Here is a 24,178-nt window from a genome sequence, read left to right as displayed (position 1 = left end):
TTCTGCAAAGCATCACTCTTCAGCAGGGATTTTTATCAATATGGACGTGCCCTGCCTGAGCCGGCTATGGATTACCAGCCCGTACTCATCTCCGTATAACAGCTTTAAACGTCTGTGCACATTTATGACACCGATCTTTGAGCTGTCATATACATTGGCATCAATATTATTAAAAATGTCTTCCTGCATTTTTTCATTTAATGAGGTCAGAGTGCCGGGAGAAATACCCAGACCGTCATCACTGACATTTATATATAAAATGTTTTCAGATTTATATATGTTTAATTCAATAGTTCCGCCGCCTTTTTTCATTTCGAGCCCATGGTAGACGGAATTTTCTATCAAGGGCTGGATAATCAGCTTTGGGATCTTGCATTTAAGCGTATCATCGGCAACGTTGAGGACAAAGGCTATTTTGGTTCCAAACCGCTTGGATATGATCAGATTGTAATTTTTTATGTATTCAATCTCCTTTTTAAGCAAAATAGTATTTTCTCCGCTTCTGTTGAGATTGGCATCTATTATACAGGACAGAGCTCCCACCATTTCACTGATTTCCTCAACTCCGTTGATTTTGGCTTTCCAGTTGATGGTCTCCAGAGTATTGTATAAAAAGTGGGGATTTATCTGAGCCTGCAAAGCTTTTATTTCTGAGTCCTTTACAGCAAGCTGCACCTTCAGTACCTTGTTTATCAGGGTATATATCTGCTGTGACATATTGTTGAAGGACCTGATAACATAGCCTATTTCGTCGGTACGGTTTATATCTATTGTAACACCTATGGTGCCTTTTTCAATCATCAGCATCTTCTTGATAAGAAGATTCAAAGGACGTATCAGATCAATGTACAGGAAATTAATGAGCATCAGTATAATGGGTAAGCCGATAAGGCAAAGAATAATTACAATACTTGCCTCACTTTTGACATCCTTTAAAAGCTCATTTGAAGAAATCTTGATTACCAGCTTCCAGTTGGAGGGTTGCATGGTCTTGCATACATAATATATGGTGTCGTTTCCGATCCGCGTTTCGGAAATTTCCGGAATATCCCCGTCAAGCTGAAGTTTGGACAGTTCGATCCTCTGATTCCCTGTATTGAAGCTGTAGAGTTCAATATTGTTGGAACTGGTAACACTCAGGTCATGTTTGAGGGTGAACTCAAAGTTTTTAAAAGTTTTAAATAACTCGGACTGGTCTATTTTAAATACAATCAGTGCAATTTCACTGCCGCTTCCACTGGGAGACAGGACAAGTTTTGTAAGATATAAATCATTGATCCCATTGTCCTGCTGATCCACAACCCATACGGGAGAACCATTGCCTGCCCTGGCCTGCCGGTATAAATGGGCGCTGATAAAAGAGGCAGGGGTATTGCCCGTATTTGATTTGTTCACCTGATATAATTTTTCGGTGGAGGTAAAAAATACTGATAATTCGGTAAACTCATATTTGGAGTACAGGTTTGCCTTAAGATACTTTGTGAAGTTGACCTCCCAGGAGTAGTCAATTTTGCCTAATTCTATATCGCTGTTGGCTTCGTATATCGTATTGTCATACAGTATCTGGAAAGAGAAAGCCCTCAAGGTTTCCAGGCGTTCTGAAAATATGACCGAAAGCTCGTCTATGGTAGCTTTTGAATAATTAAAGGATTTTTCCTTAAGGGTTTCGGAAACATGCTGATAACCGAAGTAGCCTATTATGACAGTGGGGTAGCATAAAAAGATTATGCAAATGATAATCAGCTTTGCTTTTATAGTTAACCTGGAGGTCAATTTTTTGATCAACGTTTTTATCATGGTTCACCCTGTTTTAATTATTATGGCAATTGACTTTATTATAATATTGTAATTATTATACATATATATGGGAAAATCCTTTTTATAAAAATTACAATGCCAAAATTAAACAATTAATACCAAGATTATCTCATTCAAAAAGTATATGTAAAAAAATATAATACAGGTAAGATATCAGCAAGGCAGAAAATGACCTTGTACAAAGTGAACGATGATATCAACAATTTTAAAGGAGGATTTATTAATGAAGAGAAGTTTTAGAACTGTAGCTGCCATGGTGGCTGCATCAATGACAGTTTCACTGCTTGCCGCTTGCGGTGCTGCCCAGAAACCGGCTGCGACTTCGGAAGTATCGACAGCCCCATCAACAACAGCAGTTGCCAGTGAATCAACAAAACCTGCAGAGAAGGTTAAATTCAGAGCTTCATCATTCTTTACCGGCGGAGATACCTGGACGGCAGCCTGGCAGGAGGCCATAAAGGATTTCGTTGCGGCAAATCCCAATGTTGAAATCGTAGATGACTCTACTCCGGCTGCTTCAGATGCATTCAAAACCAAGATAAACACAGATTTTGCGTCAGGAAACGAACCTGCAGTTGCATATGCATTCACAGGTGAGATCGGAAAGCCTCTGGTAACTTCGGGCAAGCTTATAACCTGGGAGGACGAACTTTCCAAGGATACCGAGTGGAGCAAGAACTTTGGACAGGGTGCTCTCGACTACGTCAAGTTTGACGGCAAACAATACGCGCTTCCGTACATAGGATTCTGGGAAGGCATGTATTACAACAAGGATTTATTTGATGCAAATAACATAAAAGTTCCAACTAACTGGGATGAACTGCTTGCAGCAGTTGATGCGTTCAACAAGCTCAAGATCACACCAATCGCATGCTCCTTTGCAGAAGAACCGCACTATCTGATTGAAACCTTTATTCTCTCCATGGGTGGAAAAGATGGACATGACAAGCCCTTTGACGCTTCCTGGGCACCGGCTCTCGACAAAATCAAGGAATTATATGAAAAGAACGCCTTCTCAAAGGATGCTTTAACAATCAAGCAAACTGCATGCCAGCAGTTAATGAAGGATAAGAAGGCTGCCATGTTCATATCAGGTTCATGGTCGGCAGCAGCTCTCGAAGGAGATAATACCTCTGTTATGCCTGTAAATCTTCTCCCCGGCGGAAAAGCAGAGCCTTCCTCAACTATTTCCGGTTTCAGCACAGGCTGGTATGTTACCGACAAAGGCAATAAGGATTCAAATGGAGAAGCTGTTAAGTTTGTAAAGTGGGTCACTTCACCTGAAAGAGCCGGAAAATTCTTTAAGGTGGGCGGTGTTCCTGCTATCAATTGTCAGGTTGAAGGTGCGACTCCGTTGTTCAACGCAGGCATCCAGATGCTTAACAGTGCCAAAGTGGTTACAGGCCCTGTAGGTGATACCATGAACCAGCAGGCATTTACACACATTTGGAAGAACCTCCCGTATGTCATTACAGGCAAAAAGACTTCCCCGCAATTGCTTGAAGAAGCTCAGAAGCTTGTAAAATAAATAGTTACAACATAATTTATTATACGGAACATGGTGGGAAACCACCATGTTTCCTTATAATGGCCAATTCACATAAATGCACGGCAGAATCCATACAGCCAATTTCCCTACCGGGAAACCGGCAATATAGAATTTTATCGTGCGGGATTACAAGGGGGTAGACCACATGGTGCTAAAAAGTAAAAAATATATATTTATATTCCTTTTTCCGGCGATGCTGCTGATCACAATTTTTCTTTATTATCCGCTGGGTAAAACCGTTCAGTACAGTTTTACCGATTACTCTGAATGGTCGCCCGTATTTAATTATATCGGTTGGGAAAACTTTCACAGGCTCTTTACAGATTCCATAATAGGCAAGTCGCTGATAAACACATTGATCCTCCTTGTGGGCTGTGTTGTTGTGGAGGTAGGTGTTGCTTTAATCCTGGCAGTCCTGGTTGACTCCATCAAAAGGGGCTTCCGATTTTTCAGAATGGTATTTTTCTTTCCGGTTGTCATATCGGGCTCGGCAATAGGTCTTATGTTTTATCTTGCTTTTCAGTATGATTACGGGTTAATGAACAATATAATTGCCGTTTTCGGCATGGAAAAGATAAACTGGATAACTGAAAACAGTGCAATGTATCTGGTTTTGATACCGGTACTCTGGCAATATGTGGGTTTCTATTTCGTTATATTCCTCACAGCAATAGCAAATGTTCCCGCAGATATTTACGAGTCGGCAGAACTAGACGGTATCACAGGCTTTAAAAAGACAATATACATTACAATTCCAATGATCCAGGAAGTAATAGTTACATCTCTAGGACTGGTCATAGCAGGTTCACTGAAAGTATTTGACATAGTATTTGTCATGACCAACGGAGGTCCGCTGGATGCAAGCCAGTTATTAAGCACTTACCAGTATCAGCAGGCCTTTGTATATAATAACCAGGGCTACGGCAGTGCTATTTCGGTATTGATCATAACACTGGGTCTGATTATTTACATAGTTACAAATAAACTGGCACAACAAAAAGAAGGACTTTATTAGAGAGGCGGAGCGATTATGGAGAGTAAAAACAAATTGATACCTGTAAGAGGTATTTATAGAATCAAGGGCTCCAAATTGATTACTTATATAGTTTTATCTTTATGGGCCATAACCACCATAGCACCTCTGGTGTGGATATTTATAAACGCATTTAAAAATAACGATGAAATAATAGGCAGTGCCTTTTCACTGCCCAAAGCTTATTTGGACAGCGGAACCATTTTTCAGAATTTCGAAACCCTGAAAAGATTCTCGGAGAACAATATATTCAGAGGTTTCAAGAACAGCCTGATCATGTCGGGAAGTACCCTGCTTCTGATATTGATACTTGGAAGTATGGCTGCCTTTGTTCTGGCAAGATTCAAATTCCGCTTCACAAAGGCTGTTAAGGCGTATCTTGTGGCAAGTATGCTGATACCACAGTTCGCAGTTATAGTCCCGAACTTTGTTATTATGAAAAACATCGGCGATATATTTGAAGGTTTCCAGGGCTCTTATCTGACTGTTATTATTCCGCAGGTTGCAGGATTAATGAATTTTGCAATACTTATGCTTACCAGCTTTATGTCAGGGCTGCCCAAGGAACTGGAGGAAGCCGCATTAATAGATGGCTGCAGTATACCGGGCATATTCACCCGGATCACCATACCGCTTACAATACCTGCTCTTGTATCTGTTGGAATAATGGAGTTCCTATGGTCCTACAACGATTTGCTGACACCCCTGGTTTACCTCAGCAAGAGAAATATGCCGGTAACGGTTCTCATTTCACAGGTTCAGAGTTTGTACAGCACGGATTACGGAGCAATGATGGCGGCTATTTTCATTACCGTTCTGCCTGTTTTAATCCTTTATTTCATATCACAGGAATATGTAATAAAGGGGATGACAGCCGGAGCAGTCAAAGGATAGACCTGACTTTGGAGAAATGTAACAATATTTATGGGACATGGAGGTTTATAATGAAATACGGATATTTTGACAATGAAAATAGAGAATATGTAATTGAAAGGCCGGATGTTCCTGCGTCATGGACCAATTATCTCGGAGTGAAGGATATGTGTGCGGTTATTTCACATAATGCCGGCGGATATCTTTTTTATAAAAGTGCACAGCATCACAGGATAACGCGTTTCAGGCCAAACGGCGTCCCCCTTGACAGGCCCGGACATTACGTCTATCTGAGGGATGACGAAACCGGCGACTACTGGTCGGTATCCTGGCAGCCTGTTGCCAAAGACCTGAAATATTTTCAGTGCAGGCACGGATTGTCCTATTCAAAATTCAGCAGCACCTACGGCGGTATCGGCGCTGAACAGACCTTGTTCATACCGGTCGAGGACGATGTGGAGCTCTGGGATGTAAAAATAAAAAACAATTCGGACAGGAAAAGGAATTTAAGTATTTTTTCCTACTGCGAGTTTTCCTTCAATGAGATAGAGATTGACAATCAGAACCATCAGATGAGCCTCTATTGTGCCGGTTCCAACTACGGTGACGGAATAATCGAATATGATTTGTTCTACGTTCCGGGGGCCTACCATTATTTTGCTTCAAATTTTGAACCCGACAGTTTTGACTGCTTAAGGGATAAATTCATAGGAAATTACAGGACCGAAACCAACCCTGCGGCGGTTGAACTGGGACAGTGCGGAGGAAGCAGCGAACTGGGGGGGAATCACTGTGGTTCACTGCATAAACGGATTATTCTGGAACCCGGAGAGGAAACAAGAATTGTATATATGCTGGGTGAAGGAAACCGGGACTGCGGAAGGATAATAAAACAAAAATATTCCAATATTGAAAATGTGGATAAAGCCTTCACCGAGCTTAAAAAATATTGGGACAGAAAGCTGAAGATCCTGCAGGTACATACGCCCAATGAAGGCATGGATACAATGCTCAATACATGGAATCTTTATCAGGCCGAGACAAATGTGGTCTGGTCGAGATTCGCCTCCTTTATAGAGGTGGGAGGCAGAACCGGTCTGGGCTACAGGGACACTGCCCAGGATGTCATGTGTATTCCACATTCAAATCCTGCCAAGTGCCGTCAGAGAATCATCGAACTCTTAAGAGGGCAGGTGAATATGGGATATGGCCTGCACCTTTTCGATCCTGACTGGTTTGACCCAGAAAAGAAAAACAAGCCTAAAATCAAATCACCTACAATTGTTCCCGAGCCGGATCTTTCAAATATGATACACGGTCTGAAGGATACCTGCTCGGATGACGCCCTGTGGCTGGTTCCGGCTATATGTGAATATATCAAGGAGACCGGAGAGGCTGTACTTCTGGATGAAAGGGTAACCTTCGCAGACGGCGGAGAGGCCACGGTTTATGAGCATATGAAGCGCATTCTGGATTTCTCGGCCCAACAGGTCGGGGCCACCGGAATATGCAAGGGACTCAGGGCTGACTGGAATGACTGTCTGAACCTGGGCGGAGGTGAGAGCGCAATGGTATCCTTCCTGCACTATTGGGCCCTACAGGCCTTCCTGGAAGCAGCCCGCTTTGCGGGACGGCAGGAGGATGTGCAAAAATACGGCACAATGGCTGACAAGGTGAGGAATTCCTGTGAAAAGGAACTTTGGGACGGACAATGGTATATCCGGGGGATCACTGCCAAGGGTGACAAAATAGGCACTAAAGAGAGCCGGGAGGGCAAGGTGCATCTGGAATCCAACGCATGGGCTGTAGTTTCGGGTGTTGCCGGCAAAGAGCGGGCCCTGTCCTGTATGGATGCCGTTGATGAATATTTGTACTCCGACTTTGGCATTCATTTGAACAGTCCTTCCTTTACACAGCCCGATGACGATATTGGTTTTATAACCAGGGTTTACAGAGGAATAAAGGAAAATGGAGCCATATTCAGCCATCCCAACCCCTGGGCCTGGGTGGCAGAGTGCAAGCTGGGCAGGGGCGACAGGGCAATGAAATTTTATAACGCCCTGCTGCCGTATAATCAGAATGACATGATAGAGATCCGCGAGGCCGAGCCATATTCCTACTGCCAGTTCATAATGGGAAGGGATCACACGGCCCATGGAAGGGCCCGCCACCCGTGGCTGACAGGCAGTGCAGGCTGGGCATACTTTGCTGCTACCAGATACATGCTGGGCATAAGGCTGACTTTTGACGGCATGGTCATAGATCCCTGTATTCCTGAAAGCTGGGAAGGTTTCCAGGCCGACAGGAGCTGGAGAGGTGCCGAATATAGGATCAGTGTCAGAAATCCCGGACGTGTTCAGAAGGGAATCAAATATATCAAGCTGAACGGACGGCTGATAGAGGATGCTATTCCGCCACAGCCCGAAGGAACGGTAAATATGGTTGAGGTTATAATGGGGTAAAGGAGAAAGGTTGGATATATATGATTAAATTTGGTACAGGTGGTTGGAGAGCAATAATCGGGGAGGATTTCACAAAGCAGAATGTCAGGCTGCTGACACAGGCGGTTGCCCAGATGATGGCAGAGCAGCAGTGCACTGAAAACGGATTTGTCATCGGCTATGACAGGAGATTTCTCTCGGACAAGGCGGCGAAGTGGATGTCTGAAGTTCTGGCAGGAAATGGGATACAGGTGTATTTTATAGAAAAGGTGGCGCCCACACCTCTTGTAATGTTTACCGTGAACAGACGTGATACCTGCTATGGGGCCGCGGTAACTGCCAGCCATAATCCTGCCGACTACAACGGAATCAAGGTATTTACAAGGGGCGGGAGAGATGCCTCGCAGGAAGTAACGGCGAATATAGAGCATTATATAGATAAAATTGACGTCAGTACCATAAAGGATATTGATTTTTGTACCGGAATTGAAAATGGGAGCATCAAAGTGATAGACCCCTTTAATGAGTATATCGACACTATTATCAATATGATAGACATGGAGGCCATAAAGGGAAGAAACCTTAAGATACTGCTGGATCCAATGTTCGGAGTATCAAAGACCTCACTTCAGACAATACTGATAACCGCAAGGTGTGAAGTGGATATAATAAATGACAGGCATGATACACTGTTTGGAGGCAGACTGCCGTCTCCCAGCTCCCATACTCTGCAGCGCCTGAGAGAAATGGTGGTGGAAAAGGGCTACGACCTTGGCATAGGCACTGACGGTGACGCCGACAGGCTCGGGATAATTGACGAAAAAGGCAACTTTATCCATCCCAACAGTATTCTGGCGCTGCTGTACTATTACCTGCTTAAATACAAAAAGTGGACCGGTGGAGTTGTACGCAACGTTGCAACCACACACTTGCTGGACAGGATAGCAAAAGGGTTCGGGGAGACCTGTTATGAGGTTCCGGTGGGATTCAAGCATATCAGCTCCAACATGGAAAAGTACGACTGCCTCATAGGTGGAGAAAGCAGCGGGGGCTTGACCATAAGAGGACATATCAGCGGAAAGGATGGAATATTCGCTGCCAGCCTGCTCATTGAATTGCTGAGTGTGACAGGCAAGAGCCTGTCACAGCTGCTTGAGGAGATACATGGCAGCTTCGGCTGCTCCTATATGACCGAGAAGGATTTCAAGTTCAGCTATGCTGAGAAGGACCGTCTGATGAAGCTGCTTTTTGATCAGAAGAAGTTACCTGAGTTCAATTACGAGGTGGAAAGAGTCAGCTATATGGACGGCGTAAAGGTGTATTTTAAAAACGGCGGCTGGATCATAACCCGCTTTTCAGGCACAGAGCCCCTTCTCAGGATTTTCTGTGAAATGGAAAATGAGGAGATGGCTGTTGCAGTAAGCAATATTATGAAGGAGTTTTTGAATATTCTATGATTATTTGATTGGATGGAACGAGATAAACAAAAAATCCCTGGGGGACTATCCCAGGGATTTTTTTAACTGCTTAAACGGTGGTCATATTCAAACGGTAGTTAAGCACTGACGATGAATCAATTCCGTATACTTTGATGTAATATTTACCGGGAGACAGGGTCAGGGTGCATTCATCGGTAACACTGGAAATACTTTTTCCGTCGGCACTGCATATTTGAAACTTGTACGACAAGTCTGAGGATGGACTGTAAAGCTTTATTTTTTGGGTTGATGTCTGAGTAATACTGAATTTATACCAGTCTATATCTCCCAAGGGGCTAATTGTAGCTTCCAGGCTGCCGTAAAAATCAGAGGCAAGCTCAAGAGTATCGTTGTATTCGTATGCATCTCCCCCATGATAAGGAAGAACAGGGGTGGTTACTGAGCCCGTGGCTTTTACCGATAAGGTATAGTCGCTGCTGCTGGAATAGCCTGAGCTGTTTCTAACACATATATAATACTGCTCTTGTACCTCCATGGATTTTGTTATGCTCTCATCTGCATTGCCGGATGCCGTGGAGTAGCTTATCAGATTTCCTTTGGCATCATAAAGATATAAACCATAATCACAGCCGCTTGGAATATCGCTCAGAGTAATGACTCTGGTTCCGCTGTACATAATTGACATCCTGTAGAAGTCCACATCGGAAAAGGTGGAAATTTTGCCTTTAATAATACTGCCGGAAGATATTGTATTGGCATTGGCCATGGTATCATTGGGTTCGGTTTCATTTGATGCAGCAAATACTGTACTTGAGAAAGAGATGGATAACAAAAGCGCAAAACAAATTAATACTGGTATGATTTTTTTCATTAAGTGACCTCCTGAAAATTTTAAGTTTGATTGATGACTGTTGGAGCTGGGCTTTAAGTTGTAATTTGAAATAAGTTTTTCCTCCAATTATTAGTAGATTTTTTGGAAATGCATTCCCTGAATGACTGTTTTCTATTCGAATAGTGTACTTGAGCTCATGTATACATTATAATTCATTTACCCATTTTTTCCAAACCCCGTATAAGAGTGAACCTGTCCCAATAGTTAAATTTTCAAGCATTATGGGACTTTCATAATCGACGATATTTTAAGAAAACCAGAGCTAATTTCCCATAACCGGCTGTGGGAAAAGCCGATAAATGGATACTTTCAGAAACCTTCTCACAAAAACGGACAAAATTTCAGTCCGTTTTTGTGGTTTTTATTTTTTGTTTAGTGTAGTATACAAATAATTTTAGAGTATATATTATTCATCATTCAAAATTCTCATATTACTTCCAGACTCCTTGCGGCATTGATCAGGAAATCCTGAACATTTGTCACTATGCTGTTGACGCTGAGACTGCCTCTGTCATGAAGCTTTCCGACTGCAAACTCCGAAATATCTATAGTATAGAAGTAAACCGGGCGCAGCTTGCCTTCACATATCTGCCATGAGGGGGTCATATTGCCGGTGGCTATGGTGTGAAGCTGTGTAGCGAGTGCTATTACGGTTGTTGCCTTCATGATGTGCCGCCTCATGGCATCCTGGGCTTCGTAAACATTTCCGATCACTCCGGGCAGGGGACCGTCGTCACGGATGGAACCCGCCAGAACCAGCGGAACATTTTTCCTGACACAGGAGGCAACTATGCTGTCACTCAAATTGTTTTGGGTTACAAAAGTCTCTATGGAACCTGCACACCTTACCCTGTTGATTGTCTCAAGATGGTGGTAATGGCCGTTGTAGTACAGTTCCTTTGTGTATATATCCTGCCCGAGACCGGTATGGAACAGGCCGGCTTCAAGATCGTGGGTCGCCAATGCATTTCCTGCAAACAGCGCATCAACGTAACCATGTTCAATGAGACCGGACATGGATCTGCGGGCGTCAAAATCAAAGGCTACAGCCGGCCCAAGCACCCAGACTATGGAACCATGTTCACGGTCGTGCCTGAGAATATCATATAACTGATCATAATCTCTTGAGTAGGAGGATTCCCTCGACTTTCCCGTACGGAAAGCGAAGCTTTGCACTCTTCCGTTATTATTTTCCTTAAAAGCATCATAATGAATGAAGACTCCGTTTGAAAGATCTTCCTCTCTTCCAACTACAACAGCTTCATCCTTCCCAACCCTTCTTGCTTCAACGGCATAAGGCTTCCCATCCCTGACAACAACAGCACAGTCCATTCGGGGAGCATTTATAAGCTCCCAGCTGCTTCCTATTTTAAAGTATTCAGGGTAAATTGTTGTTGCATAGAAATTATCAGGCAAGAGTCCGTCGCCCGGTGCGGGTACCGTATTTACAACCGGGGCTGCTTCGAAGATCGCTTTACTGAAATCAGGTACTGTGTATTCTGGAAGTTTAAACAAATTGGTCATCCTCTCTGAATTTGATTATTTTATGTTAACTTGTTTTATTGATTTACTTTGCTGAATAATATAAACATTGTATCAAGTCAAGTAATGATTTTAAAGACTTTATTATTATTTGCAAAGACTTTAATTAATAAAAAAGTAATTTGACAGCCGGCGGAAAATGAAATGAAAAAATCCCCGGGAAGAGATCCCAGGGATTTTTAACTGCCTTAAACGGTAGTCATTTGCAAACGGTAGTTGAGCACTGACTCGGAGTTATAGCTGAAAACTTTGATATAGTAAGTACCGGGACTTAAAGTTACGGTGTAATCACCGATACCGCCGTCCGAGCAAACATAACCGCCGTTGGCATTGTATATTGCAAAGTGGTATGTCAGATCTGTAGAAGGATTATAAAGCCGAAAATGCTTGGCTGAGGTTTGAGTTACGCTGAATCTGTACCAGTCCACATCTCCCAAAGGATGAATATTGGCTTCCAGGCTGCCGTAAAAATCAGAGGCAAGCTCAAGAGTATCGTTGAATTCATATGCATCTCCGCCATGAACAGGAGGGGTAGTCGGTGGGTTGGTAGAACCTGAACTTTTCACTGACAATGTATAATCACTGCTTGCGGAATAACCGGAATAGCTCTTTACGCAGACATAATAAGTGCCGGCATTCAGGGTATTGGATATGTTTTCATCTGTATTGCTTCCGGCTGTTGATGACCTGATAAGACTTCCTCTATTATCATAAAGGTATAAATCATAATCACAGCCGCTTGGGATGGTGCCGAGCGAAATATTTATGTTTCCGCTTGCTGTTAGCTGCAGCATGTAGTAATCCAGATCGGAAGAGGTTGAAATTTTACCGTTGACAGTATCTCCGGGTCTGAGTGGACTAGCAGTGGTCATGGTATTATTGGGTTCGGTTTCATTGACTGCTGCAAACACGGTACATGAAAAAGAGATGGATAACAAAAGTGCAAAACAAATTATAAAAGGTAAGAATTTTTTCATTAATTGACCTCCGGTTTTTTTTGATTGATGCCTGTTGAGGCAAGGATTTGGATTGTAATTTAAAATAATATTTTTCCTCCATTTGATTGTAAAATTTCCAGAAATGCATTTCCTGATTGAGTTTCTTCAAATTTGAATTGTGAACTTGAGCTCTGTAATTATTATAATTCATTTGCCCCATTTTTCCAAATCCGGTATAGGGGTGAACCTGTCCCAAAACCTGATTTTTTGGGCTTTCAGGGGCCTAGATAATCCGCGATATTTTAAGAGACAGGGAGCTGCCTGGCCGTAAATGGCCCCGGGAAAAGCAATTATACCGGCTGTTTGCAGGTTCTCTAAAATAAAAAACTTTCGACAGCAGACAGCAAAAAACAATTAATCCTACTTTGCCCTTTTTATTAAAGCAAGGTTAAAAAAGTTAAATTGATGTTTAACCCATAAGGTTTTTTGCTGATATGTGTCTAAATTCTTTTGAAATTATCCCCAGAAAGTGACAAATAATTTCTGATTGCTGAATTATAATCATTCTGCATGCTAAACGACACTGCAGTTGTCACTTAAGATAAACACGGGGGGTCACATATGATGAAAACAGAATCGCTTCCATACAAAAATTTTGGAGGTCATGGATCGGCAACACATCAAAAGGGTAAAACCGGTAAGGCAGCAGCTATTCTGGAATATCTGAATAAAACCAATCTTATAATTATACCTGCGGCTTTTCTTCTGGGAAGGATATCACTGCTGGGAGGGTTGATGCCGTTTGGGATCGCTCTTTACGCAGCCACTCTGGGTCTCAATATAAACAGGATAATGATATCAATCGCAATATTTGCAGGAATGCTGACATCGGGGGCTACCGTTCAGCTGTATACCGCAGTTGTAGCCATGCTGCTGTTTAATGCCATTAACATTCCCTTTAAAAAGAGCGCAGGCTCGCATTTAAGGGTTGGAATAATTGCTTTTATCGGAGTTCTGATACCTGAAATGGTATTGACATATCTGCAGGGCTTCTTAATGTATGATGTTTTGAAATCCATCATAAACGGATTTATAATCTTTGCGCTGGTGTTTGTTTTTAAAAATGTATTGGAGGTCCTGGGGAACCCCTCCAGAAGATACTCCCTTACAAACGAGGAAATACTGAGCATTGCCATAGCCTGCGCGCTGGCGGTGGGAGGTCTGGGCGGATGGAATATTTTCGGAGTCAGTCTCAAAAATATTTTGTGTATCATAATAATCCTGGTTTTCAGCTTTAAAACAGGAGCGGGAAACGGAGCGGCCATAGGGGTGATTGTTGGGACCGTCATAAGTATTTCCTCCAATTCATCCCCAATTATCATAGCTTCTTATGCATTTTGTGGATTACTTGCAGGAATTTTAAAAAATATGGGGAAAATCGGCTCCTGTGTGGGGGTTTTAATGGGAAATGCGATCCTTACCTTTTATACCAACGGGTCTACCGAGGTTCTTGTATTTCTGTATGAAATAATTGTCTCAATCGTCATATTTATGCTCATACCTGAAAAAGCCATGGATGCGGTTGTAACAAAATTTGATAAAAGCCTGGTTGCAAGAGGGGACAAAAAAGGCTACAGCGCAAGAATCAAGGAGATAACAGTTGAGAAATTGAACAAGTTCTCCAGGGCATTTTCTGAAATGTCCAGGACCTTTGATGAAATTTCCGAGACAAAGGCAATAACTGAAAAACATGATATCACCGCCATATTCGACAGGGTGGCAGACAGGGTCTGCAAGGATTGCAGCCTGTGTGTCCATTGCTGGGAGCATAACTTCTGCAATACATATCAGGTCATGTTCAAAATAGTTGAAAAATTGGATGGAAAGGGTTGGATAGAGCAAAATGACATTCCTCAATATTTTCTTGAGAGATGTGAGAGGGTGGATGATTTTGTGCTGGCGGTGAATAATGTTTTTGAGCTTTTCAAGGTTGATATGGTATGGCGGAGCAAAATCGGTGAGAGCAGGGGGCTGGTATCCCAGCAGCTCAAAAGTATGTCTACAATAATTTCCAACCTGGCTAACGAATTAAATACCGATATCTGTTTTAAAGAAGATTTGGAAAATCAGATCGTACTGGAATTGACAAAGGCCGGAATAAAACATGCGGATGCCGTGGTATATGAAAACAAATTCGGCAAGTATGAAATGACCCTGACTTACAAAGGCTGCGGGGGAAAGAGAAGCTGCATAGGCTGTGTTGAAAAAACCGTTACAGAGGTTGTAGGGCGAAAAATGATCAAAGAGGGAAGTGATTGTGCTCTTAATCCTAAAACAAATACCTGTACCATTAAACTGGTGGAGGAAGAAACCTATAAAGTTATAACCGGTGTGGCGAGGGTGTCGAAGAATGAAAAATATGTTTCAGGGGATAATTACACTTTTTTAAATACAGGCGACGGCAAATACATAGCGGCGCTGAGTGACGGTATGGGAACAGGGCATAAGGCCTGTATGCAGAGCAAGGCCACTGTAAATCTCATAGAACAGTTTATGGAGTCTGGTTTTGACAAGGATACAACTGTTAAGCTGATTAATTCAATACTTGTTTTAAGAGCCACTGACGATTCCTTTGCAACAATAGATATATCTGTTGTAGACCTGTACGAAGGAGAGGTTGAATTCTGCAAGGTAGGTGCGGCTCCTACTTTCATAAAGAGGGAGGAATATGTTGAAACAGTGCGTGCTGCTTCTCTTCCGGCTGGTATTTTAAGTGAGGTTGAAGTGGAGATGATACATAAGAAAGTTGGCAACGGAGACTTTTTAATAATGTTATCCGACGGGATAATTGATTCCTTCAAAGACTGCCAGGACAGTGTAAAGGAGGTTCAAAATATTTTACAGGGCATGGATACCAGAAATCCGCAGAAAATGGCTGATGACCTGATGGATGAAGCCATAAGCCGCTGTCAGAATAATGAGCCTGCTGACGATATGCTGGTGCTGGTATCAAAAGTGTGGAAGTCCAAATAAATCTGATATTATTTTGCTGTTATATCGATGTCATGCATAAAAATGTTAAAATTCCACAAACTACCCATAATCAGAGTTCTTTGGAGGATGCTATGTTTTATGGAAGATCTAAGAAAGTAATAATTATCAAAGATATTCATTCAAATTTATTTGAGGAGGCTATTCTGGTGTTAAAAGAAGATAAGGAGCTGGAAAAAGCAGCGGGCAGCAAGTTGACCTCCGCCAAAAATCCTGATGTAAAAAACGATTTTATTCTGAAGGAGGCAGAGTTAATTATTAATAACTACATTAAGGATAACAAGGGTAAATTTAGTCCTCCAAAAAGGAAGGATCGGTTAAAATCCAAATCCAGGTTCATGAAAAACCTTTTAATTAATTCCGCTTTGTTCGGGAGTATAGCAGCAGTGATTTTTATTTTAATAAAGTTGTTTTTATAAGGTTTGCTCTATTGATTTTCCTTTACCAAATAAGATATATTATTATAAGTAAACTCATTTTGTGTTAAGGAGCAAATGATGAAATTTAAAACCTCTAAAATAATAGATTTTTTTCTGCTGCAAAAAGATTTTTATTCAAAATTGACTGATAAGAATATGTGGCTATACATAGGCATTGCTCTGGTAGGCATACGTGACGTGGGTCTGGGAGTACTTGGAGTTAACCTTGATACCTCTGATAAAGTCAGCGTTGTTTTCAATATCAGAACAGGTGCGCTTCTTTTTTTAGCCGCTTTGGTAATTGGACTTGTGGATGTAATTTGTTTTTCCTATCCGGTCTTCGATATTATAAAGCATTTCAAAAAGAGAAGCGACAGCAATTCGATGGCTATGGGAGTGTCTTACTCCAGCCTGCTGACAAAGGTTATGAAAGTATACATAGTCGTAAATATCATCGTCACTCCCATAAATCTGCTGGGGTATTACACTTTGCAAATGAGCAGTAGTTATAAGTCTTTGGCGCTGTTATATATCACCGCGGTATTGGATATTTTGGCATACTTCTGGTTTAACGGAGCCATTACGCGCGGTCTATGCGTATTATTCAAACTTCCGACAAGTGTAAGGAGCCTGGTGTTTATGCTGGTATTTCTGTGGAATGCGCTGCTGAGCGAGGCATTGGGGCTTTTATTCACACAGGTCATTACCAGGCTGTAATCAAGTCTGCCGGATACACAGCCCATACATAAGTGCAACCGCAGTTTAATAGTTTAATACCGCAGATATTTAGATACTTTGTGTTGTAATGTGCTTAAGAATAGTCTATAATATATCAGTAAATAAAAATGTCTCGGTAGTCTAATGGATAGGACGGTGGATTCCGGTTCCACTGATACGGGTTCGATTCCTGTCCGGGACGCCAAACGCCAGAATTTAAATAGTTCTGGCGTTTTTATTTAAAAATATTTAAAATGCAGGTTGAAAAATGAAATACAAAATGTTGTTTGTTGAGAGAGATAAATATTACTCCATTGGAATTTTTTGCTGTTTTGAATTAAACAGTGGGAAGGACAGATGACTCTCTATATCATTTATCCTTCCACTGTATCAAATCATCAATAAGTTTTAAAACTACTTTTTGGTCATCAACACTTCGACTGTTCAATTTACTTATAATACTGAAAAGTACCGAAGTATCACGATATTCGGAATCATTGCCAAGAACTCTGAATAGTTCCTCAAGTGTAGTACCTAATGCACTTGTAACCTTTTCCAGACTCTCAAGAGTTACGTTCTCTTCGCCTCTTTCCAGCCGCCCCATATGCGACGGATGTAAATTTGCTCTATGTGCCAATTCTTCCTGGCTCCATCCTTTTGAGGTTCTTAAATTTCTTATTCTGTCTCCAATTATTTTTACTGTATCTTTCATTGTCTCACCTCTAAAGACAAAATAACGGTTATTTTAACAAAACACAACGCCCTATGAAGTACACAAAACTTAAATATATACCGTATAAGTGCTGACGATTATACAATAATTTACTACACTTTAGGATAATGGTTATTAAAAGCTTAGCACAATTAATCAGTGAAAAGGAAAACACTATGCAGCAATGCTGCTATCCAGGATATTACTGCAGCTGCTTTATACCAGGTCTTCGGGCTGTTTGCCCGGCTCTATCAAAACCCTTGATCTGCGGGTTTGCTGCAGGGCACCGGTATGAAAAACAGGAAGTACAACATTGATATTATTAACAGGTATGAATATGGGAGTATTGCCCTCAGCATCTGATAATACGATTAGCCCGTATTCATTTTTATATATGGTTCCCGAAGCGGTGATGTTTGAACCCGCATATATTGTAACGTCGGTATCGGGCGGAAGATATTCGTAATATGAGGTTATCAGGTTTGTATCAAAGCCGGGCGTAAATTCCTCCGGTGGCGGAAGATAAGTTATCGAGGGATTATAAACCGTCCCGTCTCCGGTATAGACGGCAGTTATCGCATTAAGCGGGATTGCCTCCTGCTGTCCGGCATCCGTAAGGATAAATATTGCACCGTAAGTTCCGGCAGATGATTTATAAAGCTGATATGGTGTACCGGTTACCGAAGCTGCTACCAGACCTCTTGTGAAAACAGTCATAGTGTTGGCAGGATAATATATAATAAGCTGTTCAATAATATTGGCCAGCTGTGCATAGCTGAAGTTCAATCCTGTGGCTGTAAAGGGCGATTCTGTGTAGGTGATGGTCAATGTGGGGAAATAGGGCTCATACCCAATGTTGTTTGTGGCAAACTGAACTTCTGTAATGCCATCGGAATTTGCAAGTGCAATGCCAAAGTTCTGGGATCCGCCCAGCCACTCATTTACAATTCCTGTTATGTCAATGTGTATTGTAGTGTATAGATCAGCTGTACCGACATCGTACTGATACTGTGTGGGAGCAAAAGGCGGCTGGGTAGTATAGGTTACAGTATTTGTGTCATAGTCCGAGGTTACTCTGTTTACCACTATAGGGCTGGGGTTTGTGCCGGATTTGGTTATGACCGCCAGGTTGAGCCGGGCACTGTCCACTGTCAGTACCGATAGCTGTGGCAGGGGAATTTTCAGCAGTCCTGTACAGTTTTGAAAATTGGGGTCGGCACCGATATTCAAAAGAGGGTAAAATGAATAATTGGTGTTTGGCTCACCGGAAGCAACAAATGTTGTTTGGGGGATATTAACCGTTATTGTCGGCATATGTTGTACCTTCTTTCATAGTGGATTTATGTACTGTTATAAGGTCATTCTATACTATGACTATATTTACATAATATGTCTAAGATACTCCTATGTTGCAAAAACTAATTTTTGTGTCATTAATACAGGGTTCTACTGCGGAGTTCTTTACTTGTTTCCGAAAATTCTGTTACAATAGGAATGTTGATTTTGAAGGAGGATTTCTTTTGAGGATAGGAAATGTTGAATTGAAAAACAGAGTTTTTCTGGCACCTATGGCAGGGGTCACTGATATGCCCTTTAGAGTGCTCTGCAAGGAACAGGGCTGCGGCTTGGTCTATACCGAGATGGTCAGCGCAAAGGGTATGCATTACCTGGATGAAAAAAGTGCAAGGCTGACGCTGCTTGATGAGAAGGAGAAACCGGGAGCGGTTCAGATATTTGGTTCCGAGCCGGAAATAATGGCAGAAGTTACAGAAAAATTAAATGCTTCGGATGCAAGTATCATTGACATAAATATGGGCTGTCCGGCTCCTAAAATCACTAAAAACGGAGAGGGCAGTGCTTTGATGAAGAGGCCTGAACAGGTTGGGAAAATAGTCAGCGCTGTTGTAGGAGCGGCAAACAAACCAGTCACGGTTAAAATCCGAAAGGGCTGGGATGAATGCAGCGTAAATGCTGTTGAAATAGCAAGGATTGCAGAGGCCTGCGGAGCCAGCGCAGTCACGGTTCATGGCAGGACCCGCGAGCAATATTACAGCGGAAAGGCCGATTGGGATATTATAAGGCAGGTCAAGCGGGCCGTTTCCATACCTGTTATCGGGAATGGGGATGTTACCGGCCCTGCAGAGGCTAAACGGCTGCTGGAAGAAACAGGCTGTGATGCGATAATGGTGGGAAGAGGTGCACAGGGGAACCCGTGGATTTTCAAGCAGATAAACAGGTATCTGGAAGAGGGAGTTTTTACTGCTCAACCAACTGCCGGGGAAAAAATCGATACTATCATAAGGCATATGAATATGCTGATAGAACACAAGGGAGAAAGGACCGGAATTCTTGAAATGAGATCCCACATCGCCTGGTATATAAAAGGTATGAGAGATGCTTCGGTCACAAAACAAAAGATATTTAAGATGAACGACAAGGATGAAATAATCAGTCTGCTGCAGGACTTCCTTCTGCATCAGTAGCCTTTGAATCAAGGATATACTTGTCAAGTATATCTTCAATGCCTGAAACAACCTGCTTCGCGCATTTTTTTTGAAAATCGCCGGCAGTTAAAAGTTTCAGGTCTTTTTTATTTGACATGAAACCTATTTCAAGCAGCAGGGCCGGCATTTCGGTATGCCGTAAAACATACAGGTTGGGACGCGGCATAATGTCTCTGTTTTTCATGCCTAATTCCTTTATTTTAGACTGCATTATTTTGGCCATATCCTTTCCGTTCGGGGAGTAGGGATTGTACGCAGTCAGTATTCCGCTCTGGGCCGAATCGGTAAAAGAGTTGTTATGGATGCTTATAAACAGCCTGCCTTTCTTTTCATTGGCAATTTGGGCCCTGTCTTCAAGACTGACATAGATATCCTCTGTTCTTATCATGTAATAGTCAATGTTTTTTTCTATCAGCAATCTTTCAATTTCAATAGAAATGTCCAGAACTATGTCTTTTTCATTGATATCGCCTGCCATGGCCCCGGGATCCCAACCGCCGTGGCCGGGGTCTATAACTACCAGGGGAGGTTTTTCCTGAACTGTCTCCAGGGATGTTGACAATGAACCCGAGGGGTTCGGATTTTCTTTTTTTGCAAGGTAAGCGCCAATAATACCGATTATGGCCAGGGAAAGAAAAACAATTATAAATATAAGACTTCTTTGACTGAGCTTTCTACTTAATTTATCTATAATTTTGTTAACATCCATAAATTGGTGTTTACCCTCCGGAACAGATTAAGTTTTGAGTTATAAAATATTGGTATTAATGTATAATTATTTTATCACAATAATAATTAAAAAGGTTGCAGAACTGTAAATTCTGCAACCTTTTTATTATTTGCCGTTTTTTATTAAAATACTCTTCTTGCACCCACATATCGGTCTGAATAGTATGAACTGTTCAGACTGGATATGGTCACTCCTTTTGATGAGCTTGCGTGGATAAATTGTCCGCCTCCCATGTAAAAGCCCACATGTGACGGTCCTTGTTTATAAGTTGTAAAAAAGACCAGGTCTCCAACCCTTAAATTGCTCTTTGATACGCTCACACCTGCTCCGAACTGGTCTGCAGTAACCCTGGGTATACTGACACCGTTCTTTTTCAATACATACTGTGTAAAGCCTGAGCAGTCAAAGCCGCTGGGGGATTCGCCGCCCCAGACATAAGGCACGCCCATATAACTTTTCGCTGTGGCTATAACCGCACTTGCCTTTGAACTTGCAGCGGCAGTTCTGGTGGTTGTGCCCCTGGAAACCGTGGTTTTGGGTTTTGCTTTTGTTGTTTTTGCCGCTTTTGTTGTTGATTTCTTTACAGCGGCGCTTTTAACGGCAGTTGATTTTTTAGCAGCAGCAGTAGTTTTTTGTGGTGCTGCCGCAGGGACTGATTTTTTAACTTCAGCAGCTTGTTGGGTACCTGCTGTGGCAGCTGTGGCTTTCATAGCCGAAGCCGGGTTTGCTTCCATTGATTTTATAGCCAAATCTTCAGCTTTCATTGTTTCGGATTCTGATATTGTAAAATCCTGATTAGCCTGTGTTCCGACCTCCTGTATTTTGGCCGGATCGAGAATTTCCCTGTTATAGGTCAAACTCTTATAGACCGGGGCTATTGCCGTCAAGCACAGCACCAGAGCTATACCACTTGCTATTAATTTTTTATTCATATTGACCTCCCTAAAATGAAAGCCCCTGAAATGTACATTCATTTATACATCAAACAAAAATGTTTAGGGGTTATTTTTTTTAGCGCGTATTTTTCCAGCGCTTTTTACTTACCGGATATTTTTTTTGATAAACGGTTTATCGGCCGTCTGATAAGACCTTAATACCAAGGCCTGCTGACCTTGTACTAAATATTCAGTGTTTCAGCTGTAATACAAATGGTTTACATAAAACAGCCGATGGGCTTATTATAAGGGCCAGAATCGGGCCTATCAACCTGTAATTTATGGTAAACTGCTGGGAACCTAGAGTCATAAAAGCTTCACTTGGTCAATAAAATTAATCAAGGTACTATATTTTTGGAGGTGCTTATGACAAAAAAGACATTTATAACGGGTGCAATAATATTAATGGCTGCGGGTTTTGTAACGAGAATAATTGGGTTTATATATAGGATTTACCTGTCAAATTTAATCGGTGCCGAGGGAATAGGATTATATCAACTGATAGTACCTGTCTATTCTTTAATAATTCTTACACTTACATCAGGTGTGTCGATTGCAGTTTCAAAGATGATTGCCGAGCAGGCGGCACAGGGCAATTTCATCAATATAAAACGGATTTCGAAAGTCGGACTTGCGGGAGTGCTGGCCGGCAGCTCAATTTTATCCGTACTGCTCTACTTTAACATTGATTTTATAGTTAACTTTATATTAAAAGATGCCAGAACCTATACTTCTGTTCTTTTGATGATACCCTGCATACCGCTCATTGCGGCTGCGTCTGCATACAAGGGTTATTTCTACGGGATTCAGGAGGTCACACCTACAGCAATATCACAGATAGTTGAACAAGTGGTCAAGATAGCTATAATAATGGCACTTGCCGCCAGATTTCTTGAAGCGGGACTTGAATACGCATGTGCCCTGGCAACCGTGGGTATGGCTGTGGGAGAAATGTCGAATCTCTTTTTACTTGCGGTATATTACAGGTTTAAGAAGTACCCCCATATCACCCCGAAATCCAGACAGGGCATTATCCGGAAGAGGAAGCTGGTAGCTTCAATTTTAGCCTGTGCGGCTCCCATCTCCTTCAACAGGTTTATTATTTCAATGATGGCTGCCGCAGAAGTGATATTAATCCCCCAGAGATTACTGGCAGGTGGACTCAATCAGGTTCAGAGCATGGAGGCATACGGCAAGCTTACAGGCATGGCTTTGCCTCTCATAATGTTTCCCGCACTGGTAACAACTTCCCTTGCAACAACACTGGTACCTGCAATTTCCGAGGCCATATCGTTAAATAACTATGGCAGGGCCAATTACAGGATTTCAAAGTCCATACAGATAACCATGGTATTGGGCTTCGTTTTTATGGCCCTTTTTGCATGTTATCCGGACAAAATAGCCAACATGATCTATCCCGGACAGAATGTGGGATATACCCTATTTATGTTATCGTTTACCTGCATATTTATATACCTTTCACAGATACTTACCGGCATTATGAACGGACTTGGGAAACAGGGCCTTTATCTCATAAATTCAATAGTAGGCTCGGCAATAAGGATACTGTGTGTGTATTTTCTTATTCCGCAGCATGGCATACCGGCATACATACTGGGAGTGATAATCAGCGCCTTGATCGTATGCATACTCAATTTCATTACAATAATGAAGTGTACGGGAATGGCTCTTGATCTGAGGCACTGGGTGGTAAGGCCGGCTCTCGTCACAGTGCTCCTGTTCCTATTGAGCAATTACATATATAGTTTCTTCAACTTTCTTAAACTCCCGGTTATCTGGCAAACCCTTTTTGCAGTTGGCGCATATATTGTAATAGCACTTTTCCTTATGGCACTGGTGGGTGCTATAGATTGGAGAGAGCTGCTTCAACTGCTGGGGATAAGAAATAAAAAAGTAAGGAAATACAAGAAAATTTAAGATATATGAAGATAAAATTAAATAATTAAATAAATACTCAAAACAAAGGTCAAGGAAAGTCAAAATCAGTTTTGAAAAGTCAAAAAGAATGATTTAAAATATAGACACAAGGTCAAAGAAAGTCAAAATCAAAACAAAATTATAAAATATATTTATGGAGGTGTTTATATGTTTGGAATAGTTCCATTCAGAAACAACAAAATTCAGGAAAGGGGAAGTCTGTTCGACATAGACAGCATTTTCAACGACTTCTTCAATGATACTGCATTGGGATTTGCAGGTCATGCAATCAAGGCCGATGTAAAGGAAAATGAAAGGGAATACATTGTTGAGGCCGAAATTCCAGGTGTAAACAAGGAAGATATCAAACTGGATCTGAGGGATGACAGGCTTACAATTTCAGTGGAAAGGTCCGAGGAAAGCAAAGAGGAGAGAAATAATTATATCAGAAGGGAAAGAAGATATGGCTCCAGCAGCAGAAGCTTCTACGTAGAGAACGTAAAGCATGAGGCCGTATCCGCAAAATATGAAAACGGTATCCTCTCAATAGTCCTTCCAAAGGGCGAAGAGAAAAAGAAAAATAACAGAATTGAAATACAATAAAACAATCCCGGAAGAACTGTAACTGAGCTTAGTTGCGGTTCTTC

Annotated in this window: 19 protein-coding genes and 1 tRNA gene; 12 read left to right on the top strand and 8 right to left on the bottom strand. The window is 41.8% G+C overall.

Features of this window, described 5'->3' with window-relative positions; genetic code table 11:
• Positions 1-12 precede the first annotated feature (12 nt).
• Positions 13-1,797 (bottom strand): sensor histidine kinase, encoded by a 1,785-nt coding sequence (locus CTER_RS17510; RefSeq protein ID WP_004627582.1) that lies wholly within the window; start codon positions 1,795-1,797, stop codon positions 13-15.
• A gap of 244 nt (positions 1,798-2,041) precedes the next feature.
• Between CTER_RS17510 and CTER_RS17505 the strand changes: the two genes are divergently transcribed.
• From CTER_RS17505 to CTER_RS17485, 5 genes are all read left to right on the top strand, one after another.
• The gene (locus tag CTER_RS17505) at positions 2,042-3,346 is read left to right on the top strand and encodes an ABC transporter substrate-binding protein (protein ID WP_004627682.1); all 1,305 of its coding nucleotides are present in this window, start codon (positions 2,042-2,044) and stop codon (positions 3,344-3,346) included.
• A gap of 166 nt (positions 3,347-3,512) precedes the next feature.
• Complete coding sequence (locus tag CTER_RS17500) at positions 3,513-4,382, top strand: carbohydrate ABC transporter permease (protein ID WP_004627725.1); 870 nt, start codon at positions 3,513-3,515, stop codon at positions 4,380-4,382.
• A 15-nt stretch (positions 4,383-4,397) separates the two neighbouring features.
• Positions 4,398-5,294 carry a carbohydrate ABC transporter permease gene (locus CTER_RS17495; RefSeq protein ID WP_004627661.1) on the top strand — a complete coding sequence of 299 codons (897 nt, stop codon included), beginning with the start codon at positions 4,398-4,400 and terminating at the stop codon, positions 5,292-5,294.
• A 50-nt stretch (positions 5,295-5,344) separates the two neighbouring features.
• A complete protein-coding gene (locus CTER_RS17490) occupies positions 5,345-7,735 on the top strand; it encodes a glycoside hydrolase family 94 protein (protein WP_004627748.1) in 2,391 nt (796 codons plus the stop codon).
• A gap of 20 nt (positions 7,736-7,755) precedes the next feature.
• Positions 7,756-9,171, top strand: a complete 1,416-nt coding sequence (locus tag CTER_RS17485) for a phosphoglucomutase/phosphomannomutase family protein (RefSeq protein ID WP_004627758.1) — start codon at positions 7,756-7,758, stop codon at positions 9,169-9,171.
• Positions 9,172-9,241: 70 nt separating this feature from the next.
• Here CTER_RS17485 and CTER_RS17480 read toward each other — a convergent pair whose 3' ends face one another.
• From CTER_RS17480 to CTER_RS17470, 3 genes are all read right to left on the bottom strand, one after another.
• On the bottom strand, positions 9,242-10,024 hold the full coding sequence (locus tag CTER_RS17480; protein ID WP_004627596.1) for a hypothetical protein: 783 nt from the start codon (positions 10,022-10,024) through the stop codon (positions 9,242-9,244).
• 447 nt (positions 10,025-10,471) lie between these two features.
• The gene (locus CTER_RS17475; RefSeq protein ID WP_040761490.1) at positions 10,472-11,569 is read right to left on the bottom strand and encodes a putative NPN-dependent ornithine cyclodeaminase; all 1,098 of its coding nucleotides are present in this window, start codon (positions 11,567-11,569) and stop codon (positions 10,472-10,474) included.
• 206 nt (positions 11,570-11,775) lie between these two features.
• On the bottom strand, positions 11,776-12,564 hold the full coding sequence (locus CTER_RS17470) for a PPC domain-containing protein (RefSeq protein WP_004627670.1): 789 nt from the start codon (positions 12,562-12,564) through the stop codon (positions 11,776-11,778).
• Between the two features lie 582 nt (positions 12,565-13,146).
• Between CTER_RS17470 and spoIIE the strand changes: the two genes are divergently transcribed.
• From spoIIE to CTER_RS17445, 4 genes are all read left to right on the top strand, one after another.
• Positions 13,147-15,558: a stage II sporulation protein E gene (gene spoIIE, locus CTER_RS17460; protein ID WP_004627593.1), complete on the top strand. Its 2,412-nt coding sequence runs from the start codon at positions 13,147-13,149 to the stop codon at positions 15,556-15,558.
• Between the two features lie 92 nt (positions 15,559-15,650).
• Positions 15,651-15,995: a hypothetical protein gene (locus CTER_RS17455; protein ID WP_004627594.1), complete on the top strand. Its 345-nt coding sequence runs from the start codon at positions 15,651-15,653 to the stop codon at positions 15,993-15,995.
• Between the two features lie 78 nt (positions 15,996-16,073).
• Positions 16,074-16,712, top strand: a complete 639-nt coding sequence (locus CTER_RS17450; protein WP_004627511.1) for a hypothetical protein — start codon at positions 16,074-16,076, stop codon at positions 16,710-16,712.
• A 130-nt stretch (positions 16,713-16,842) separates the two neighbouring features.
• A tRNA-Arg gene (locus CTER_RS17445) sits at positions 16,843-16,917 on the top strand.
• A gap of 165 nt (positions 16,918-17,082) precedes the next feature.
• Here CTER_RS17445 and CTER_RS17440 read toward each other — a convergent pair.
• Both CTER_RS17440 and CTER_RS17435 read right to left on the bottom strand, forming a co-directional pair.
• On the bottom strand, positions 17,083-17,424 hold the full coding sequence (locus CTER_RS17440) for a helix-turn-helix domain-containing protein (protein ID WP_004627753.1): 342 nt from the start codon (positions 17,422-17,424) through the stop codon (positions 17,083-17,085).
• A gap of 216 nt (positions 17,425-17,640) precedes the next feature.
• Entirely contained in the window at positions 17,641-18,738 is a 1,098-nt protein-coding gene (locus CTER_RS17435) for a DNRLRE domain-containing protein (protein WP_004627656.1), read from the bottom strand.
• A 206-nt stretch (positions 18,739-18,944) separates the two neighbouring features.
• Here CTER_RS17435 and dusB point away from each other — a divergent pair, with 206 nt between their 5' ends.
• Entirely contained in the window at positions 18,945-19,907 is a 963-nt protein-coding gene (dusB, locus tag CTER_RS17430) for a tRNA dihydrouridine synthase DusB (RefSeq protein WP_004627535.1), read from the top strand.
• Here the strand turns inward: dusB and CTER_RS17425 are convergent.
• Complete coding sequence (locus CTER_RS17425) at positions 19,873-20,637, bottom strand: N-acetylmuramoyl-L-alanine amidase family protein (protein ID WP_004627720.1); 765 nt, start codon at positions 20,635-20,637, stop codon at positions 19,873-19,875. The genes dusB and CTER_RS17425 overlap by 35 nt on opposite strands.
• 143 nt (positions 20,638-20,780) lie before the next feature.
• Positions 20,781-21,590: a C40 family peptidase gene (locus CTER_RS17420; RefSeq protein ID WP_004627583.1), complete on the bottom strand. Its 810-nt coding sequence runs from the start codon at positions 21,588-21,590 to the stop codon at positions 20,781-20,783.
• Positions 21,591-21,959: 369 nt separating this feature from the next.
• Here CTER_RS17420 and spoVB point away from each other — a divergent pair, with 369 nt between their 5' ends.
• Together spoVB and CTER_RS17410 are read left to right on the top strand one after the other, a co-directional pair.
• Positions 21,960-23,531: a stage V sporulation protein B gene (spoVB, locus tag CTER_RS17415; protein ID WP_004627782.1), complete on the top strand. Its 1,572-nt coding sequence runs from the start codon at positions 21,960-21,962 to the stop codon at positions 23,529-23,531.
• 168 nt (positions 23,532-23,699) lie between these two features.
• Positions 23,700-24,134: an Hsp20/alpha crystallin family protein gene (locus tag CTER_RS17410; protein WP_004627742.1), complete on the top strand. Its 435-nt coding sequence runs from the start codon at positions 23,700-23,702 to the stop codon at positions 24,132-24,134.
• The last annotated feature ends 44 nt before the right edge of the window (positions 24,135-24,178 follow it).

Source organism: Ruminiclostridium cellobioparum subsp. termitidis CT1112, from assembly GCF_000350485.1.
GTDB lineage: Bacteria > Bacillota > Clostridia > Acetivibrionales > DSM-1351 > Ruminiclostridium > Ruminiclostridium termitidis.
This window is presented reverse-complemented; position numbering and strand designations above follow the sequence as displayed.

Excerpts from the sequence above, each read along its gene's own strand:
- CTER_RS17510 (WP_004627582.1), bottom strand. The coding sequence starts at position 1,797 with ATGATAAAAACGTTGATCAAAAAATTGACCTCCAGGTTAACTATAAAA.
- CTER_RS17505 (WP_004627682.1), top strand. The coding sequence starts at position 2,042 with ATGAAGAGAAGTTTTAGAACTGTAGCTGCCATGGTGGCTGCATCAATG.
- CTER_RS17500 (WP_004627725.1), top strand. The coding sequence starts at position 3,513 with ATGGTGCTAAAAAGTAAAAAATATATATTTATATTCCTTTTTCCGGCG.
- CTER_RS17495 (WP_004627661.1), top strand. The coding sequence starts at position 4,398 with ATGGAGAGTAAAAACAAATTGATACCTGTAAGAGGTATTTATAGAATC.
- CTER_RS17490 (WP_004627748.1), top strand. The coding sequence starts at position 5,345 with ATGAAATACGGATATTTTGACAATGAAAATAGAGAATATGTAATTGAA.
- CTER_RS17485 (WP_004627758.1), top strand. The coding sequence starts at position 7,756 with ATGATTAAATTTGGTACAGGTGGTTGGAGAGCAATAATCGGGGAGGAT.
- CTER_RS17480 (WP_004627596.1), bottom strand. The coding sequence starts at position 10,024 with ATGAAAAAAATCATACCAGTATTAATTTGTTTTGCGCTTTTGTTATCC.
- CTER_RS17475 (WP_040761490.1), bottom strand. The coding sequence starts at position 11,569 with ATGACCAATTTGTTTAAACTTCCAGAATACACAGTACCTGATTTCAGT.
- CTER_RS17470 (WP_004627670.1), bottom strand. The coding sequence starts at position 12,564 with ATGAAAAAATTCTTACCTTTTATAATTTGTTTTGCACTTTTGTTATCC.
- spoIIE (WP_004627593.1), top strand. The coding sequence starts at position 13,147 with ATGATGAAAACAGAATCGCTTCCATACAAAAATTTTGGAGGTCATGGA.
- CTER_RS17455 (WP_004627594.1), top strand. The coding sequence starts at position 15,651 with ATGTTTTATGGAAGATCTAAGAAAGTAATAATTATCAAAGATATTCAT.
- CTER_RS17450 (WP_004627511.1), top strand. The coding sequence starts at position 16,074 with ATGAAATTTAAAACCTCTAAAATAATAGATTTTTTTCTGCTGCAAAAA.
- CTER_RS17440 (WP_004627753.1), bottom strand. The coding sequence starts at position 17,424 with ATGAAAGATACAGTAAAAATAATTGGAGACAGAATAAGAAATTTAAGA.
- CTER_RS17435 (WP_004627656.1), bottom strand. The coding sequence starts at position 18,738 with ATGCCGACAATAACGGTTAATATCCCCCAAACAACATTTGTTGCTTCC.
- CTER_RS17425 (WP_004627720.1), bottom strand. The coding sequence starts at position 20,637 with ATGGATGTTAACAAAATTATAGATAAATTAAGTAGAAAGCTCAGTCAA.
- CTER_RS17420 (WP_004627583.1), bottom strand. The coding sequence starts at position 21,590 with ATGAATAAAAAATTAATAGCAAGTGGTATAGCTCTGGTGCTGTGCTTG.
- spoVB (WP_004627782.1), top strand. The coding sequence starts at position 21,960 with ATGACAAAAAAGACATTTATAACGGGTGCAATAATATTAATGGCTGCG.
- CTER_RS17410 (WP_004627742.1), top strand. The coding sequence starts at position 23,700 with ATGTTTGGAATAGTTCCATTCAGAAACAACAAAATTCAGGAAAGGGGA.